15 protein-coding genes are annotated in these 17,644 nt (G+C 71.4%); 6 read left to right on the top strand and 9 right to left on the bottom strand.

Annotation, left to right across the window (positions count from 1 at the left end; translation table 11 throughout):
- The first annotated feature begins 99 nt into the window (after nucleotides 1–99).
- Nucleotides 100–684 (top strand): TerD family protein, encoded by a 585-nt coding sequence (locus ACIBJG_RS02705; protein WP_385273163.1) that lies wholly within the window; start codon nucleotides 100–102, stop codon nucleotides 682–684.
- 60 nt (nucleotides 685–744) lie between these two features.
- On the opposite strand, the gene ACIBJG_RS02710 is transcribed toward ACIBJG_RS02705, so the two are convergent.
- Nucleotides 745–1,626, bottom strand: coding sequence for a DMT family transporter (locus ACIBJG_RS02710; protein ID WP_399303156.1), 882 nt, complete (start codon nucleotides 1,624–1,626; stop codon nucleotides 745–747).
- Nucleotides 1,627–1,757: 131 nt separating this feature from the next.
- On the opposite strand from ACIBJG_RS02710, the gene ACIBJG_RS02715 reads away from it, so the two are divergent.
- Nucleotides 1,758–2,915: a winged helix DNA-binding domain-containing protein gene (locus ACIBJG_RS02715; protein WP_399303158.1), complete on the top strand. Its 1,158-nt coding sequence runs from the start codon at nucleotides 1,758–1,760 to the stop codon at nucleotides 2,913–2,915.
- Nucleotides 2,916–2,943: 28 nt separating this feature from the next.
- On the opposite strand, the gene ACIBJG_RS02720 is transcribed toward ACIBJG_RS02715, so the two are convergent.
- The gene (locus ACIBJG_RS02720; protein ID WP_399303160.1) at nucleotides 2,944–3,588 is read right to left on the bottom strand and encodes a LysE family translocator; all 645 of its coding nucleotides are present in this window, start codon (nucleotides 3,586–3,588) and stop codon (nucleotides 2,944–2,946) included.
- Nucleotides 3,589–3,613: 25 nt separating this feature from the next.
- Nucleotides 3,614–4,456 (bottom strand): response regulator transcription factor, encoded by an 843-nt coding sequence (locus ACIBJG_RS02725; RefSeq protein WP_399303162.1) that lies wholly within the window; start codon nucleotides 4,454–4,456, stop codon nucleotides 3,614–3,616.
- A gap of 146 nt (nucleotides 4,457–4,602) precedes the next feature.
- Here ACIBJG_RS02725 and ACIBJG_RS02730 point away from each other — a divergent pair, with 146 nt between their 5' ends.
- Both ACIBJG_RS02730 and ACIBJG_RS02735 read left to right on the top strand, forming a co-directional pair.
- On the top strand, nucleotides 4,603–6,279 hold the full coding sequence (locus tag ACIBJG_RS02730) for an AMP-binding protein (protein WP_399303164.1): 1,677 nt from the start codon (nucleotides 4,603–4,605) through the stop codon (nucleotides 6,277–6,279).
- Nucleotides 6,276–7,883 carry an AMP-binding protein gene (locus ACIBJG_RS02735; RefSeq protein WP_399303166.1) on the top strand — a complete coding sequence of 536 codons (1,608 nt, stop codon included), beginning with the start codon at nucleotides 6,276–6,278 and terminating at the stop codon, nucleotides 7,881–7,883. Before ACIBJG_RS02730 ends, ACIBJG_RS02735 begins: the two co-directional genes overlap by 4 nt.
- A gap of 27 nt (nucleotides 7,884–7,910) precedes the next feature.
- Here ACIBJG_RS02735 and ACIBJG_RS02740 read toward each other — a convergent pair whose 3' ends face one another.
- The 3 genes from ACIBJG_RS02740 to ACIBJG_RS02750 form a co-directional block, all read right to left on the bottom strand.
- On the bottom strand, nucleotides 7,911–8,120 hold the full coding sequence (locus tag ACIBJG_RS02740) for a hypothetical protein (RefSeq protein ID WP_399303168.1): 210 nt from the start codon (nucleotides 8,118–8,120) through the stop codon (nucleotides 7,911–7,913).
- Between the two features lie 169 nt (nucleotides 8,121–8,289).
- Complete coding sequence (locus ACIBJG_RS02745) at nucleotides 8,290–8,826, bottom strand: GNAT family N-acetyltransferase (protein WP_399303170.1); 537 nt, start codon at nucleotides 8,824–8,826, stop codon at nucleotides 8,290–8,292.
- Between the two features lie 45 nt (nucleotides 8,827–8,871).
- Nucleotides 8,872–9,594 (bottom strand): hypothetical protein, encoded by a 723-nt coding sequence (locus tag ACIBJG_RS02750; protein ID WP_399303172.1) that lies wholly within the window; start codon nucleotides 9,592–9,594, stop codon nucleotides 8,872–8,874.
- A 294-nt stretch (nucleotides 9,595–9,888) separates the two neighbouring features.
- On the opposite strand from ACIBJG_RS02750, the gene gcl reads away from it, so the two are divergent.
- Nucleotides 9,889–11,664: a glyoxylate carboligase gene (gcl, locus tag ACIBJG_RS02755; RefSeq protein ID WP_399303174.1), complete on the top strand. Its 1,776-nt coding sequence runs from the start codon at nucleotides 9,889–9,891 to the stop codon at nucleotides 11,662–11,664.
- An 857-nt stretch (nucleotides 11,665–12,521) separates the two neighbouring features.
- On the opposite strand, the gene ACIBJG_RS02760 is transcribed toward gcl, so the two are convergent.
- From ACIBJG_RS02760 to ACIBJG_RS02770, 3 genes are all read right to left on the bottom strand, one after another.
- Entirely contained in the window at nucleotides 12,522–13,979 is a 1,458-nt protein-coding gene (locus ACIBJG_RS02760) for a catalase (RefSeq protein WP_399303176.1), read from the bottom strand.
- A gap of 440 nt (nucleotides 13,980–14,419) precedes the next feature.
- The gene (locus ACIBJG_RS02765; protein WP_399303178.1) at nucleotides 14,420–15,319 is read right to left on the bottom strand and encodes a 2-hydroxy-3-oxopropionate reductase; all 900 of its coding nucleotides are present in this window, start codon (nucleotides 15,317–15,319) and stop codon (nucleotides 14,420–14,422) included.
- Nucleotides 15,320–15,363: 44 nt separating this feature from the next.
- A complete protein-coding gene (locus tag ACIBJG_RS02770) occupies nucleotides 15,364–16,206 on the bottom strand; it encodes a TIM barrel protein (RefSeq protein ID WP_399303180.1) in 843 nt (280 codons plus the stop codon).
- Nucleotides 16,207–16,439: 233 nt separating this feature from the next.
- On the opposite strand from ACIBJG_RS02770, the gene ACIBJG_RS02775 reads away from it, so the two are divergent.
- Nucleotides 16,440–17,612, top strand: coding sequence for a lactonase family protein (locus tag ACIBJG_RS02775; RefSeq protein ID WP_399303182.1), 1,173 nt, complete (start codon nucleotides 16,440–16,442; stop codon nucleotides 17,610–17,612).
- Nucleotides 17,613–17,644: the final 32 nt, after the last annotated feature.

Raw genomic sequence — 17,644 nt, forward strand, 5'->3', positions numbered from 1 at the left:
CGTCCAACACTTGGTCGAAATTTTGCCCCTGATGGGATGCATCCGGGGGACACCAGGCACACTCGACCTGTAGGAATCTCGCCACGAAGAGGATCACGCATGATCACGTTGAAGAAGGAAGACGGCCCGGCGGATCTGGACGGGGTCACCCACCTGTCCATCGGGGTCTCCTGGGACCCCACGGTCGGTGCCAGTGGCGGGCTGATGGGGAAGCTTCGTCAGAAGAAGGGCACCGACCTCGACCTGATCGCCATCGCGATGCAGGGCGCGGAGCCCGTCCGTCTGGCCGGCCTGGACTCCCTGGACCCGCTGGGCAACGGCTCGCTGCTGCACAGCGGCGACAACCAGACCGGGCACGGTGACGGCGACGACGAGACCGTGACCGTCGACTTCGCCCGGGTGCCGACGAACATCACGTCCATCGTCTTCATCGCTGCCGCGTACAAGAAGCACAGCTCCTTCCAGAGCGCGCGCAACATCAGCTTCAAGGTGTACGACGCGACGGGTGGCAGCTCCCAGCAGGTCGCCGACATCTGGCCGAGCCTGCTCAGCAACGACAACGGCTGCGCCGTGGCCAAGGCCATGCGGGCCGGCGGGAGCTGGAAGCTCGAGGTGATCAACGAGACGGGGAAGATCAAGCAGGGCGACGAGCAGGCCCTGATGCGGTTCGCGGTCAGCAAGTAGCAACTGGCCACTGGCAGGCGTCCGGCGTGAGCGCCCCGGCCCCGGCCCGTACGCGGCGTCTCAGTCGACCCGCCGCCTACGGGCCGGGGCTGTCGCGTTCCCGGAGGCCAGGGGCGAACGCGCCAGTTCCACGCAGCCCGCGGCGATCAGGCCGAGCGCGAGCAGTTCGGGCAGCAGCCACCAGCCGGTGCGCAGGTCCTCGCCGAACAGGGTCACTCCGTACAGGATGCTGATCAGGGCGTCGCCCAGGGTCAGACACGGCTGGACCGCGACCAGTGTGCCCGCCTGCAGCGCGTTCTGAAGGAGGAACAGCGCGCCGACGCCCGCCACGGCCATCGCGTAGAGCTGCCAGGACGTGAAGAGCGCCGTCACCCCGCCGCCGCCGTCGAGCCGGGCCATGGCGTCCTTCATCAGGGCGGCGGTGAGCGCGTACGCACAGGCGGCGGCCAGGCCCAGCAGTGCCGCCCGGGGATTGCCGCGGGTGGCCAGGGCGCCCGCGATCAGCGCCGCCTCGAACAGGCCCGTCAGGATCAGCGCCGGCACCCACGCCGCCCCGTGCACCGTGGCGCTGCCACCACCCGGAGCGGCCGACGCCATGCCGAGGGCCAGGCCCGCCGTCACGGCGGCCACCCCGAACCACACGGGCCGGGGCAGCCGCACCCGCATGACGAAGCTCGCCATCAGGAGCGTCGCCGGCAGCTCGATCACGAAGATCGGCTGCACCACGGCGATGGGACCGGTGGCCAGCGCCACGGCCTGGCAGACGGCCGCGACGATCACCAGGCCGATGCCGGCCAGCCACACCTTCTGGCGCAGCAGATGGCCGATCAGCGACAGCCGCATCGCCTCGCTGTCGGGGGCGGTGCTTGCGGCGCGGCGCTGGAGGACGGAGGCCGCGCCGTTGCTGAGCGCGGTCAGGACGGCGAACACGACGCTGATCACCGGTCCATGATGCGGGTGTCCGACGCGCAATCCGGGATCCCGCCGGGCAGCGGCATGGCGCAGGACGTGCCGGCGAAGAAGCCGCACCATCAGGACCGGAGCTGACCGCATGGCCGCGTAGCGTGCCGTCCATGGCCGTGAAGAAGAAGACCTCCGCCGCCGCCCCGCCCGCCGTGCTCTCGCCGCGGGCGCTGGGGCGCGCGACCCTGGAGCGCCAACTCCTGCTCCGTCGTACGGTGATGAGCGCCGAGGACGCCGTACGCCACCTCGTCGGCCTCCAGGCGCAGAACACCAAGCCGCCGTACTACCAGCTCCTCGCCCGCCTGGAGGGTTTCGAGCCGGCCGAGCTCGCCGCGCTCATGGAGTCGCGCGACGTCGTGCGCATCGTCACGCTGCGCTCCACCGTCCACACCCATACCGCCGACGACGCCCTGACCCTGCGTCCCCTCGTGCAGGAGGCACGTGACCGGGAGCTCAGGATCTTCCGCAAGCGGCTCGTGGGTGTGGACCTGGACCGGCTCCGCGACCTCAGCAGGACGTACGTCGAACAGGCGCCGCGTACCCCGAAGGAGATCCGCGAACGGCTCCTCGTCGAGTGGCCGGACGCGGACCCGCAGGCGCTGAGCACGGCCGCGCGCTGTCTGCTGCCGCTCGTGCAGATCACGCCGCGCGGGGTGTGGGGCAGGAGCGGGCAGGTCGCGCTGACCACCGCGGAGCAGTGGCTCGCCGCGCCCTCCGCACCGGTCCCCGCGCCCGACGGCACCGTGCTGCGCTACCTCGCCGCCTTCGGGCCCGCTTCGGTCAGGGACATGCAGGCGTGGGCCGGGCTGACCCGGCTGCGCGAGGTCTTCGAACGGCTCCGCCCGCGGCTGGTCACCTTCCGGGACGAGAACGGCGTCGAACTCTTCGACCTGCCCGACGCCCCGCGCCCCGCCGAGGACACCCCCGCCCCGCCGCGCTTCCTGCCCGAGTTCGACAACGTCCTGCTCGGCCACGCGGACCGCACCCGCGTGATTCCGCCGCCGCTCAAGGGCCGCAACGGGGTGGGGAACCAGGCGTACGGCAGCGTCCTGGTCGACGGCTTCCTCGCGGCGATCTGGCGGCTGGAGCCCGGCGGGGGCGGCGCGCCGACGGCGGTCACCGTGCAGGAGCTGCGTCCCTTCACCGCCGCCGAGCGGGACGACGTCACGGACGAGGCGGTGGCCCTGCTCTCCGTGATGACGAAGGAGGCCCCCGACGGCGCCGGTGACGGCGTCCGCTTCGCCCCGTTCATCGACTTCGACCGCTGAACGGGTGCGTCCCGCCAGAGGGTGGCGCTCAGTCCGCGCGGCCGGTCGCCGCCACCGTCACGCCGAGGCCGATCATCGCGAACCCGCCCGCCCCGCCGATCATGGACAGCCGCCGGTCGGAGCGGGCGAACCAGCTGCGGGCCGCCGACGCACCGAGACCCCACAGCGTGTCCGTCACCAGACCGATGGCGATCGGCACCAGGCCCAACAGCAGCATCTGCGCCGGGAGACGACCCGTCGAGGCGTCCACGAACTGCGGCAGCACGGCGGCGAAGAACACGATCCCCTTGGGGTTGGTGACCCCGACGAGCACCCCGTCCAGCACCGTCCGCACATCGCCGCGCGCGGGCCGCCCCGGCGTCGCCACCGCGCCCAGGTTCATCTCCCGCCGGTGCCGGAACGCCTGCACGCCCAGGAAGACCAGATACGCAGCCCCCGCGAGCTTCACCGCCAGGAACACCGTTGCCGACCGCTCGACGAGCGAACCGATCCCCAGCGCGACCGCGATCACCAGCACGTAACTGCCGGCCACGTTCCCCAGCACCGTGGCCAGCGCGGTGCGCCGGCCGTGCGCGAGGGCCCGCCCGATCACGAACAGCACGCTCGGCCCCGGAATGACGATCACCAGCAGCGACATCGCCGCGAACGCCAGGTACTGATGGGTGGACACCATGTCCCTCACCTCCTCGCCGCCGAACCTACGGCAGCAGCCCCGCCCGCCGGGCCGCGACGACCGCTTCCAGCCGGGTGTGCGCGCCCAGCTTCCGCATCGCGGAGCGCAGATAGCCCTTCACCGTCTCCGGCCGCAGCCCGAGCCGGTCCGCCGCCACCGCGTTCGTCGCGCCCGCCGCGACACAGGCGAGGACGTCGACCTCGCGCGGCGACAGCCGGTACTCGCGTGCCCTGGGCACCCGCGCACCCGCCGCGGCGGCGAGCCGCCCGCACACCGCGAGCAACTCGTCGCGCAGTGCCGGGTCGACGACCTTCGGCGCGAGGGCGCGCAACTCGCGGTGCGCCTCCCGGACGTCCTCCCACGCCCCCGGGACGGCCCGGGGGTCGGTGACCTCCTCCCGGGTCACGGCGAGCAACTGCTGCACCTCGTCCCGCACGACCAGGGCCTGCTCCACGTCGCGGGCCGCCGCGACCGCCGCGTCGAACGTGCGGTCCCCGAGCGTGAGGGGCTCGCGCAGCGCCCCGTACAGCACACCCCGCACCTTGCGGCGTACGACGACGGGCACGGCGACCACCGAGCGCAGGCCCTCCGCGGCCACGGCCAGGTCGTACTCGTGGCTGATGTGGCGCGAGGAGTGGTAATCGGTCACCGCGCACGGCCGCGACAGCGCGATCGCCTTCCCGCCGAGGCCACTGCCCGCCGAGATCACGAGCCCCCGCAGAGCCTGGGTCTGCGCCCCGTTCAGCTCCGCGATCCTGGCGTGGCGGGTGTCGGAGAGCAGCCCGCCGAAGGCCACGGGCAGCCCGCTCGTCCGGCGCAGCCGCAGCAGCGCCGCTTGCATCTCGACCGCATCGACCGATTCGGACACGCTGACGCCTCTCTGCCCGGCCCCAGGGGTTCAGCCTCCCCCGCGTCACCCCCGTTCGGGGGTGGTGAGACCTGGGTCACTGTTTACATGATGTTAAACGACCGGCCCACGACGGTGACCGGTCCGGTCCGCAATGAGGAGGGCACATGTCGGCATCCAGCGCGACGGAGACGTTCCGGGCCGCCCGGGACTTTCTGCTGCGGCACCGCGAGGACTACACCGCGGCCTACGAGGGCTTCCGCTGGCCCCGCAGCGACCACTTCAACTGGGCGCTCGACTGGTTCGACGTCATCGCCCGGGACAACGACCGCACCGCCCTGCACATCGTGGAGGAGGACGGCCGGCGCACCGAGATGTCCTTCGCCCGGATGTCCGCCCGCTCCAACCAGGCCGCGAACTGGCTCCGCGCCCAGGGGGTACGGGAGGGCGACCGCATCCTCGTCATGCTCGGCAACCAGACCGAGCTCTGGGAGACCGCGCTCGCCGCGATGAAGCTGCGCGCGGTCGTCATCCCCGCGACGCCGCTGCTGGGCCCCGTCGACCTGCGTGACCGGGTCGAGCGCGGCCGGGTCCGGCACGTCCTGGTCCGGGACGCCGACACCGCCAAGTTCGACGAGGTGCCCGGCGACTACACCAGGATCTCCGTCGGCGCCGAAACCGACGGCTGGATCTCCTACACCGGGGCCGACGAGCAGCCGGAGACGTTCACGGCGGACCGCGAGACCGACGCCGACGAACCGCTGATGCTCTACTTCACCTCCGGCACCACCGCCAGCCCCAAGCTCGTCGAGCACACCCATGTCTCCTACCCCGTCGGCCACTTGTCGACGATGTACTGGATCGGGCTCAAGCCCGGAGACGTCCACCTCAACATCTCCTCGCCCGGCTGGGCCAAGCACGCCTGGTCCAACCTCTTCGCCCCGTGGAGCGCCGAGGCGACCGTCTTCATCTTCAACTACACCCGCTTCGACGCCGGCCGGCTGATGGCCGAGATGGACCGCTCCGGCGTCACCAGCTTCTGCGCCCCGCCCACCGTCTGGCGCATGCTCATCCAGGCCGACCTCTCCCAGCTGAAGACCCCGCCGCGCGAGGTCGTCGCGGCGGGCGAACCGCTGAACCCCGAGGTCATCGAGACGGTCCGCAGGGCGTGGGGTGTCACGATCCGCGACGGCTTCGGCCAGACCGAGACCGCCGTCCAGGTCGCCAACACCCCCGGCCAGGTCCTGAAGGCCGGTTCGATGGGACGCCCGAGTCCCGGCTTCAAGGTCGTTCTCCTCGATCCGGTCAGCGGTGAACCCGGCGCCGTCGAGGGCGAGATCTCGCTCGACCTCTCGGGCCACCCGGTCGGCCTGATGACCGGCTACCACGGCGACCCGGACCGCACCGCCGAGGCCATGGCGGGCGGCTACTACCGCACCGGCGACATCGGCTCCCGCGACGCCGACGGCTACCTCACCTACGTCGGCCGCGCCGACGACGTCTTCAAGGCCTCCGACTACAAGATCTCCCCGTTCGAGCTGGAGAGCGCCCTGCTGGAGCACGAGGCCGTCGCCGAGGCCGCTGTCGTGCCGGCCCCCGACCCGGTGCGGCTGTCCGTCCCGAAGGCGTACATCGTGCTCGCCGAGGGCTGGGAGCCCGGACCGGACACCGCCAAGGCGCTCTTCGCTCACTCCCGGGCCGTACTCGCCCCGTACAAGCGGGTCCGCCGGCTGGAGTTCGCGGAGCTTCCCAAGACCGTCTCGGGCAAGATCCGCCGCATCGAACTGCGCGAGCGCACCGCCCAGGGCACCGGAACCGAGTACAGCGAGGGGGACCTGACATGACCGAACCGTCCTACGCCCACGGCACCGGCACGACCCCCCTGCTCGGCGACACCATCGGGCGCAACCTCGACCGGGCGGTCCAGGCGTACTCCGGCCGGGAGGCGCTCGTCGACGCACCGTCCGGGCGGCGCTGGACCTACGCCGAGTTCGGCGCGGCCGTCGACGAACTGGCCCGGGCGCTCATGGCCTCGGGCGTGGGCAAGGGGGACCGGGTCGGGATCTGGGCCGTCAACTGCCCGGAGTGGGTGCTCGTCCAGTACGCGACCGCGCGCATCGGCGCCGTCATGGTCAACATCAATCCCGCCTACCGCGCGCACGAGCTGGCGTACGTGCTGAAGCAGTCCGGGGTCTCCCTCCTGGTCGCCTCGCTCGCGCACCGCACCAGCGACTACCGGGCGCTGGTCGACGAGGTCCGGGCCGACTGCCCCGCCCTGCGCGCCGTGCACTACATCGGCGACCCCTCCTGGGACGACCTGCTCGCCGTCTCCGGAGCGGTGACCGCGGAACAACTGGCCACCCGCGAGGCCGCGTTGTCCTGCGACGACCCGATCAACATCCAGTACACCTCCGGCACGACCGGCTTCCCCAAGGGAGCCACCCTCTCCCACCACAACATCCTCAACAACGGCTACTTCGTCGGGGAGCTGGTCGCCTACACCGAACAGGACCGGGTATGTCTGCCGGTGCCGTTCTACCACTGCTTCGGCATGGTGATGGGCAACCTCGGCATCACCTCGCACGGCGCCTGCATCGTGATCCCGGTCCCCGCCTTCGAGCCGGCCGCCGTCCTCGCCGCAGTGGAACAGGAGCGCTGCACCTCGCTGTACGGCGTCCCCACCATGTTCATCGCGGAGCTGAACCTCCCCGCCTTCGCCTCGTACGACCTCTCCTCGCTGCGCACCGGCATCATGGCCGGATCCCCCTGCCCGGTGGAGGTGATGAAGCGGGTCGTCGCCGAGATGCACATGGCCGAGGTGTCCATCTGTTACGGAATGACGGAGACCTCCCCGGTCTCCACCCAGACCCGCCGCGACGACGACCTGGAGCGCCGCACCGGCACGGTCGGCCGCGTGATGCCGCACATCGAGGTCAAGGTCGTCGACCCGACGACGGGTGTGACGCTGGAGCGCGGTGCGTCGGGCGAACTCTGCACCCGTGGCTACAGCGTGATGCTCGGCTACTGGGAGCAGCCCGAGCGGACCGCCGAGGCGATCGACGCGGGGCGCTGGATGCACACCGGGGACCTCGCGGTGATGCGTGAGGACGGCTACGTACAGATCGTCGGCCGGATCAAGGACGTGATCATCCGGGGTGGCGAGAACGTGTATCCGCGGGAGGTCGAGGAGTTCCTCTACCGGCACCCGAAGATCGCCGACGTGCAGGTGGTGGGGGTGGCGGACGAGCGGTACGGCGAGGAGATCCTGGCCTGCGTCATCCCCTCGGACCCGGCCGATCCGCCGAGCATGGAGGAGGTCAGGGACTTCTGCCACGAGCAGTTGGCGCACTACAAGGTCCCGCGCCTGCTCCAGATCATGGAGACCTTCCCGATGACGGTCAGCGGGAAGGTCCGGAAGATCGAACTGCGGGAGAACTACGGCCGGTGAGCGGTGCGGACGTGCGCCGGGGCTCCGTCAGGCGGCTTCGATGATGTCGCCCGCGGTGCCCTGCGTCGCGGCCGCCCACTCGATCAGGAGCACCTCGTAGGCCGCGGACTCCACGGGGGACCAGTCCTGGCCGGCGCGCGCGTCCACGAGCGCGCGGATCGCCTCGTTCGCCTCGACGGCGGCGGGGTGGGCCGGCTGTGCGGGAAAGGTGCTGTGCGACGGAGTCGTGGATGACACGGATGAGGCGGGTGTCGCGGGCGTTGCCGAGATCGCGGATCTCGCGGATCTCGCAGGTGTCGCGGGTGGAGAGAGTCGTGGAGTTAAGACCATGCGCCCCACTCTAGGGCCCGCCACTGACAACGGACCGAACATCTGTGGCCCCTGGCTCGAACGTGACCGATAGCACTCACTGTGGCCGGACGGTTTCTGTGAGGTGCGGCACGTCGCGCCTCATGCAGACCCGCGGCCACCGGTCGAGGCCGTGTTCCGCCTCCTCGGCGCGAATCTTTCGCAGCCCGTCCGTGAGGCCGGATTCCGTCAGGACGCGGAAGCCGAGCCGGGCGTAGTACGGCGCGTTCCACGGGACGTGGGAGAACGTGGTCAGGGTAAGTGCGTTCAGCCGCTCCGTCGCGGCCCAGTCGGCGGCGTGGTCGATGAGGGCGCTGCCCAGCCCGTGCCGGGCGGCCGACGGGTGGACGGAGACCTGTTCGATGTGGGCGGCGCCGTCGACCGGGTCGGCGATCAGATAGCCGAGTGGCCGGTCGTCGGTTCCCGCGGTCACCCAGGCGCGGCCGGCCTCGCGGTAGCCGTCCAGCAGTTCCAGGGGCGGGGGGTCGTCGTCGGCCACGCAGGACATGCCGAGGGTACGGAAGGGTTCGCCTGCGGCGCGCTCGATGTCCTGGAGGAGCGGGAGATCCGAGCGGCGGGCGGGGCGGATGCGCATGCTCAAGTATGGCGCGACGTCGCTCCGGGTCATGCGGTATCGGGCTCAGGCGCCGGTGCTGAGCAGTTCGTCCGCCGGGCTGTTCACCGGTTGCGGGGTGCCGGTGAGGTCCATGACGAACAGGGGGATGCCGAGCCCGTCCGCCCGCTCCCGGGCATCCGGCGCGTACCCCGCCAGCGAGAAGAACACGCTCGTCACCGACGTGCTCAGCGCGTTGAGCCAGAGGCATTCGACGTCGCGGAGCGTGGTCGGCCGGGTGGTGGAGTCGACCTGGGCGATCAGCCCGGCCGCCCGCAGATCGATCCGGGACGCCGGGCGTTCGGCGGGCTGCGCGACATCGCGGTAGCCCAGCCACTTCAGGTACAGCGCGGCGGCGCCGACCGCGTCGCGCGCGGTACGGATCGTCAGCGGCCGGAAGGGCGGCCGCGGGGCCGCGGCCGTACGCGGCAGCGGTATGTGCGACGGCCGCACGGACCGGGAGGACGAGCCGCCCGCGCGGCCCGGCGCCGCCACCGGACGGACCGGAATCCGCAGCACGGCCCCGCACGGGCAGCAGAGCTCCGGCTGCGGCCACTGGTCGTGCCGGCCGCACCCCCGGCAGCGCACGGTCACCCAGTCGTCGTTCCAGGTGCGGTGGGTGATCGGCGTGACGGGGGCGCCGCGCAGCAGGGGCGGGGCGGTCGGTGCGCCGCACGGGCACGGATAGACGGGAGTCAGGTACGCGTGGTCGCGGCGGCAGGCCGGGCACCGTACCGGCACTGATTCCACCCTCGGACTCCCCACTACGGCCGACCACCATGCGCCCGGATTCCGGGCCCGCTCCGCTCCGTACCTCCATGCTCCACCAAGAGCGAGGTCGCCGAGAGGGACTTGGGGTACTTCGCCGGCCCCGTCCGCGCTTGTGGCGCCCGGGGCCGCCTCTCTTGACGGTTGTCCGGGCGCGCTTTAGATTTGCTTCCGTATAGCAGAATCAAACTTCCGTAATGCGGAATTGGTGCTCTCAGGTGGCGCGACAGAGCCCGACTCCACCCAGGTCCGAGCCAGGAGCACTCAATGCCTCGAATGACCGCTGCCCGAGCGGCAGTTGAGATCCTCAAGCGCGAAGGCGTCAGCAACGCGTTCGGTGTGCCGGGCGCGGCGATCAACCCCTTCTACGCGGCCCTCAAGGCCTCCGGCGGGGTTCATCACACGCTCGCCCGCCACGTCGAAGGCGCCTCCCACATGGCGGAGGGCTACACCCGGGCCCGCCCGGGGAACATCGGCGTCTGCATCGGCACGTCGGGACCGGCCGGCACCGACATGATCACCGGTCTCTACTCCGCCATCGCGGACTCGATCCCGATCCTGTGCATCACCGGCCAGGCCCCGACCGCGGTGCTCCACAAGGAGGACTTCCAGGCGGTCGACATCGCGTCGATCGCCGGCCCGGTCACCAAGGCCGCCACGACCGTCCTGGAGGCCGCGCAGGTCCCGGGCGTCTTCCAGCAGGCGTTCCACCTGATGCGCACCGGCCGGCCCGGCCCGGTCCTCATCGACCTGCCGATCGACGTGCAGCTCACCGAGATCGAGTTCGACCCCGATCTGTACGAGCCGCTGCCGGTGCACAAGCCCGCCGCGAGCCGCAAGCAGATCGAGCGCGCCCTGGAGATGCTGAACGCCTCCGAGCGCCCGCTGATCGTCGCGGGCGGCGGCATCATCAACGCCGACGCCTGTGAACTCCTGGTGGAGTTCGCCGAACTGACCGGAGTCCCGGTCGTCCCCACCCTGATGGGCTGGGGCATCCTCGCCGACGACCACGAGCTCAACGCGGGCATGGTCGGCCTCCAGACCTCGCACCGCTACGGCAACGCGAACTTCCTGGAGTCCGACTTCGTCCTCGGCATCGGCAACCGCTGGGCCAACCGGCACACCGGCAAGCTGGACGTCTACACCAAGGGCCGCACGTTCGTCCACGTCGACATCGAGCCCACCCAGCTGGGCAGGATCTTCGCCCCCGACCTCGGCATCGCCTCCGACGCCAAGGCGGCCCTGGAGCTGTTCGTCGAGGTGGCGCGCGAACTGAAGGCGGCAGGCGGGCTGAAGGACCGCTCGCAGTGGGCCGCCGCCACGCAGGAGCGCAAGGCGACGCTCCAGCGGCGCACACACTTCGACAACGTGCCGCTGAAGCCGCAGCGCGTGTACGAGGAGATGAACCGGGCGTTCGGCCCCGAGACCCGGTACGTCACCACGATCGGCCTCTCCCAGATCGCGGGCGCGCAGATGCTGCACGTCTACCGGCCGCGCCACTGGATCAACTGCGGCCAGGCGGGCCCGCTCGGCTGGACGATCCCGGCCGCGCTGGGCGTCGCGACGGCCGATCCCGAGGGTTCCGTCGTCGCGCTCTCCGGCGACTACGACTTCCAGTTCATGCTGGAGGAGCTCGCGGTCGGCGCGCAGCACCGCATCCCGTACGTGCACGTCCTGGTGAACAACTCCTACCTGGGGCTGATCCGCCAGGCGCAGCGCAACTTCGACATCGACTTCCAGGTCAACCTGGAGTTCGAGAACCTCAACTCCCCTGAGCTGGGCGCCTACGGCGTGGACCACGTCAAGGTCGTCGAGGGCCTGGGCTGCAAGGCGATCCGGGTCACCGAGCCGGATCAGTTGCTGCCGGCCTTCGAGGAGGCGAAGAAGCTGGCGGCGGAGTTCCGGGTGCCGGTGGTCGTGGAGGCGATCCTGGAGCGGGTCACGAACATCGCGATGAGCGGTACGGATATCGCGTCGGTCAACGAGTTCGAGGACGTCGCGACGGAACCGGGCCACGCGCCGACGGCGATCCGCCCGTTCGCGTCTGCCTGACCCGTCGGGCCTGCGGCCCCCGCCTCCCCGTTCAACGGGGGTCGGGGGCCGCAGTGTTGCCGCCCGACGGGGCGGCGGCGTGTCCTCAATCGCCGGACGGGCTGAAAAGACGTCCTCAATCGCCGGACGGGCTGAAAAGACGTCCTCAATCGCCGGACGGGCTGAAAAGACGTCCTCAATCGCCGGACGGGCTTGATTTTGCCGGCCGTCCGCGGTGATGAGGCGCGAGGTTCGCGGTGATGAGGCGCGAGTTCGCGGTGGTGTCACGCGATGTCCGCAGTGATTCTTCCGCGCGTCCGCGGCGCAACCCGGCGCGTCCAGCGGCGCAACCCGGCGCGTCCAGCGTTGCAATCCGGCGCGTTCGGCGTTGCAACCCAAGCCCGTCCGGCGTTGCAACCCGGCGCGTTCGGCGTTGCAACCCAAGCCCGTCCGGCGTTGCAACCCGGCGCGTTCGGCGATGCAACCCAAGCCCGTCCGGCGATTGAGGACGGAAACCGTCAGGGCGGGGCCCTGAAGCCGCGAGGGCCTGGCCCAGGGCAAACCGAGCCCGTCCGGCGATTGAGGACGGAACCGTTCACCCCGTGGACCCGCACGCGAAAGGGCGTGGAGCACGGGACCGTAATCCGTACTTCACGCCCTGGCTGAAGGGAAAGAACAGGGGCCGCGGCGGGGGCGAGGAGGCGGCGGGCCCAAGCTCCTTCAGGTCAGGAGACCGGACCGCCACCCGCACCACCGCACTGGCATCGCACCACCGCCGCGGCCCCGGGGGTATCCGCCAGACACCCCCTCCTGCCCGCGCTCCGCGCAACCCCTCATCCGGGCGGGCGCGGCGACGCGAGCAGGGCACTGGGGGAGGCTCAGTCCTCGCGCAGGGCGCGGACGGCCTCCTCCACGCGCTTGCCGTACTCGGCATCCGCGGCGTGGAAGTGGGCAAGGTTCTTCTCGATCACGTCGTCGCGCGTGACCTGCGAGAGGCCCCCCGCGATGTTGGCGATCAGCCGGCCCTTCTCGTCGTCCGACATCAGCCGGTACAGCTCGCCCGCCTGGAAGAAGTCGTCGTCCTTCGTGTGGGCAGGCGCCTCGTGCGTGCCGGTCCAGCCGTGGACGGCCAGCGGGGCGGAGTGCGCCGCGTCCGTCTGGGCGGGGCCCGCGTGCGAGTTGGGCTCGTAGTTCTTGTCGTGCCGGGCCCCGTTGCGCGTGGCGTGCATCCCGTCGCGGCCGTAGTTGTCGACGACCGCTGTGCGCGGAGCGTTCACCGGCAGGTGGGTGTGGTTGACGCCCAGCCGGTAGCGGTGCGCGTCCGCGTAGGCGAACAGCCGGCCCTGGAGCATCTTGTCCGGGGAGGGACCGATGCCGGGCACGAAGTTGTTGGGGGAGAACGCGGCCTGCTCCACCTCGGCGAAGACGTTGTCCGGGTTGCGGTCCAGGACCAGCCGGCCCACCCGCTGGAGCGGGTAGTCGCTGTGCGGCCACACCTTGGTCACGTCGAACGGGTTGAACCGGTAGTCCGCGGCCTCGGCGGCCGGCATCACCTGCACGTGCAGGGTCCAGGACGGGTTCACGCCGCGCTCGATGGCCTGGAGCAGGTCCGTCTGGTGGGAGTTGGCGTCCTTGCCGACGAGCTCCGCGGCCTGGTCGGCCGAGAGCGAGCGCACGCCCTGGTTGGTCTTGAAGTGGTACTTGACGTAGAAGGCCTCGCCCGCCGCGTTCGTCCACTGGTAGGTGTGCGAGCCGTAGCCGTTCATGTGGCGGTACGAGGCCGGGATGCCGCGGTCGCCCATCAGCCAGGTGACCTGATGCGTCGCCTCCGGGGCGTGCGCCCAGAAGTCCCAGACGTTCTCCGCCTCCTGACGGCCCGTGAACGGGTCGCGCTTCTGCGAGTGGATGAAGTCGGGGAACTTGATCGGGTCCTTGATGAAGAACACCGGGGTGTTGTTGCCGACGAGGTCGTAATTGCCCTCGTCCGTATAGAACTTGAGCGCGAAGCCGCGCGGGTCACGCACCGCGTCCGCGCCGCCCAGCGAGTCGGCGACCGTCGAGAACCGGATGAACGTCTCGGTGCGGCGGCCCACCTCGGAGAGGAAGTCGGCGCGGGTGAAACCGGTGACGTCGTCGGTGACCTCGAAGTAGCCGTACGCGCCGGAGCCCCGGGCGTGCACCACGCGCTCCGGGATGCGCTCCCGGTTGAAGCGGGCGAGCTTCTCCAGGAGGTGACCGTCCTGGAGCAGGATCGGGCCGCCGGCGCCGGCGGTGGCGGAGTTCTGGTTGTCGGCGACCGGGGCGCCGGACTCGGTCGTAAGCACGCGCTGCGTCATGGTGTCGGGGCGACCTTCCGTACGGGAGCTGCTGAACTGCGACGGCCTGGGGGCCCAGGGGCTCCAGGAGCGTAAGTACGCCCCGAACCCGACGTCAACAGTTTGTTGAAATTCATGGTGGAGAGGTGTTCCGGACGGTGCCGGCGCCTGGGCGCGACAGGACAGGTGTCAGCGTCGACGCCGTCCGGAAGTCTGTGGGCCGGGGGTACGCACCCGGCGGGGGTGGTGCCGGCCGGGCCCCTAGGGCGTGTTTCGAAAGTCCCGCCTGCCGCGCGACGCCATGCACGCACTCTCTCGCCGTACCGGCCCCGGACCCCGGTACGTCCAGTACAGGGGCCTGGCGCCGGCACGCCGAGAGCACGCGCCTGACGCCGCACGGCCGCCCTTCGGGCGACGACGGCAGTGTGACGACAGACCCTAGCGGGGCCCGGCCGCGTCGGTCAGGCCTGGACGGGCTGACCGGACAGGCGCTCCACCGAGCGCAACAGCGCCGAGTGGTCCAGGCCGCCGTCGCCCTGCGCGCGCAGCGAGGCGACGAGCTGGGCGACCACGCCGCCGACCGGCAGCGCGGCACCGACGTTGCGGGCGGCGTCCGTGACGATGCCCATGTCCTTGTGGTGCAGGTCGATCCGGAATCCCGGAGCGAAGTCCCGGTTCAGGAAGTTGTCCTTCTTGCGGGTCAGCACGGTCGACCCGGCCAGTCCGCCGTTCAGGACGTCCAGTGCGGCGGCGAGGTCGACCCCGGACTTCTCCAGGAAGACGACGGCCTCGGCGCAGGCCTGGATGTTGACCGCGACGATCAGCTGGTTGGCCGCCTTCACCGTCTGCCCGGAGCCGTGCGGACCGCAGAGCACGATGGTCTTGCCCAGGGCGTCGAGTACCGGCTTCGCGGCGTCGAAGTCGGCCTGCTCGCCGCCGACCATGATGGACAGGACGGCCTCGATGGCGCCGGCCTCGCCGCCGGAGACGGGGGCGTCCAGGACCCGGATGCCCTTCTCGGCGGCGTTCTTCGCCAGGTCCACCGAGGTCTGCGGGGTGATCGAGGACATGTCGACCAGGAGCGCGCCGCGCTTCGCGTTCTCCAGGATGCCCTCGGGGCCGTACGCGATCGCCTCGACCTGCGGGGAGGCGGGCACCATCGTGACGACCACGTCCGCGTCCCTGACCGCCTCGGCGATCGAGGAGGCGCCGGTGCCGCCGGCCGCGGCCAGCCGGTCGACCTTGTCCTGCTCCAGGGTGTAGCCGGTGACGTCGTATCCGGCCTTGATCAGGTTCTCGGACATGGGCGAACCCATGATGCCGAGCCCGATCCACGCAACCTTGGGGAGGTTGTTGCTCATGAGGGTGCCTTCCGATAAGCGTGTGTACGAGGGGGAGTCCGCCGCTATGGGCGGGCGGCCCGCGCGGTGGCCGGGAGCCACTCGAAGGACTCGGCGCTCGCCCGGTCGCCCGGCTTGTACTCCAGGCCGACCCAGCCGTCGTAGCCGGCCTTCGTCAGCTCGTCGAGGAGCTGCTCCAGCGGGAGCGAGCCGGTGCCGGGCGCGCCGCGCCCCGGGTTGTCCGCGATCTGGACGTGACCGGTCCGGTCGGCGTACGCGGTGATGACCTGGCTGAGGTCCTCGCCGTTCATCGACAGGTGGTACAGGTCCAGCAGGAACTTCGCGTTGCCGAGGCCCGTCGCCGCGTTGACGCGGTCCACGACCTCGATCCCGGCCGGTGCGCTCACCAGCGGGTAGCGCGGCGACTCCGGCTTGTTCAGGGTCTCGATCAGCAGGACCGCCCCGATCCGGTCGGCCGCGCGGGCGGCGACGACCAGGTTCTCCAGGGCGAGTTCGTCCTGCGCGGCCGGGTCGACGCCGTCGACCCGGTTGCCGTAGAGCGCGTTGAGGGCCTTGCAGCCGACCGAGGCGGCGAAGTCTGCCGCCACCTCGATGTTGGCCCGGAAGCGGTCCGACTCCGTGCCGGGCACGGAGAGCGCGCCGCGGTCGGGTCCGGGCAGCTGTCCGGCGTAGAAGTTCAGCCCCACCAGTTGGGTGCCCGCCTCGTCGAGCGCCTTCTTCAGCGCGTCGAGTTCGGCTTGCGGAGGGGTGGGGGTCTCGATCCACGGCCACCACAGCTCGACCGCCGTGAAGCCGGCCGCGGCGGCTGCCGCGGGTCGCTCCAGGAGCGGGAGTTCCGTGAAGAGGATCGAAAGGTTCACATCGAAGCGCTGGTCCGGGTAGCCCATGAGGGTTTCGGCGCTCCTTCCGTATTGCGGAAGTTAGTTTCTGCTTAACGGAAGATTGCCCGGGAGGTGGGCGGGCTGTCAAGGGGGTGCCCGGAATTCGGCCGGTCGCGGGCCCGTTACCGCCCGCCGCGCCGGCGCCCCGCGCCATGGCCGGTGCGTCTCTTGTGCGGGCCGCCGGGGCAGGCCACTGTGGCTGACACATCCGACGCCACCGACCCCACGAGGTGCCTCGCATGACATCGCCCACCAGCCGCCGCGCCGTCCTCGGCGCACTCCTGACGGGCGGTGCCCTCGCCGCCGCCCCCGCGCTTCCCCGCGGCGAACGCCGCCCCGGCGCGCGGCCGCCGCACCCCATGAGGCCGGGGGCGCACCGGACCGGGACGCTCTTCCTGGGCACGTACACCTCGACCACCCCGGGCGGCACCGGCGTCGGCGTCGCCTCGTACGACGCGGCGACCGGCGGCGTCACCTCCCGCACCGTCGTCACCGGCGTCGAGAACCCGTCCTACCTCGCCCTGCACCCCACCGGCCGCACGCTCTACGCCGTCGACGAGCAAGAGAACGGCGGCGTCACGGCCATCGCCCTCGCGGGCGGCGCCTTCCGGGTACTGGGGACGCGGTCCACCGGCGGCGCCGGCCCCTGTCACCTCTCGGTCCACCCGGGCGGGCGGTGGCTGCTCAGCGCCAACTACGCCTCCGGCAGCGTCGCGGTGCACCCCCTGGCCGCCGACGGATCGGTGGGGGAGCGCACGGAACTGGTCGCCCACACCGCGCCCGCACCCGGACCGGGCCAGGACGGGCCCCATGCCCACCAGATCGTCACCGCCCCCGGCGGCGGCCACGTCCTCGCCGTCGACCTGGGCAACGACACCGTGTATACCTACCGGCTCGACGAGGAGCGCGGCACCCTGACGCAGCTCTCGTACGCCGCACTGCGCCCCGGAGCAGGACCGCGCCACCTCACCTTCCATCCGGGCGGCCGCCACGCCTACCTGGCGTGCGAGCTCGACAACACGGTCGTCGTCTGCGGCTACGACCCCGCCACCGGGGCCCTGACCCCGGGCGCCCCGCAGCCCACCGGTACGGGCGAGGGCACCAGCTACCCCGCCCAGCTCCTGGTCACCGCCGACGGCCGCTTCGCCTACCTCGCCAACCGGGGCCACAACAGCCTCACCCGGTACGCCGTCGGGGACGGCGGAGCCACCCTGCGACTGCTCGACACCGTGCCCGTGGGCGGCGATTTCCCCCGGCACACCGCCTTCTCCCCGGACGGGGCCCTCCTGTTCGCCGCCAACCAGCGGTCCGGCACGGTCACGTCCTTCCGGGTCGACGCGGCCACCGGGGCCCTGAGCCGGGCCGGGGTCCCGTTCGCGGCCCCGGCGGCGGTCTGTGTGCTGCCGGTGTAGACCCGGCGCGGGTTAGGGTCGTGCCCGAGCCG

It is taken from the genome of Streptomyces sp. NPDC050422, assembly GCF_044458665.1.
Lineage (GTDB): Bacteria > Actinomycetota > Actinomycetes > Streptomycetales > Streptomycetaceae > Streptomyces.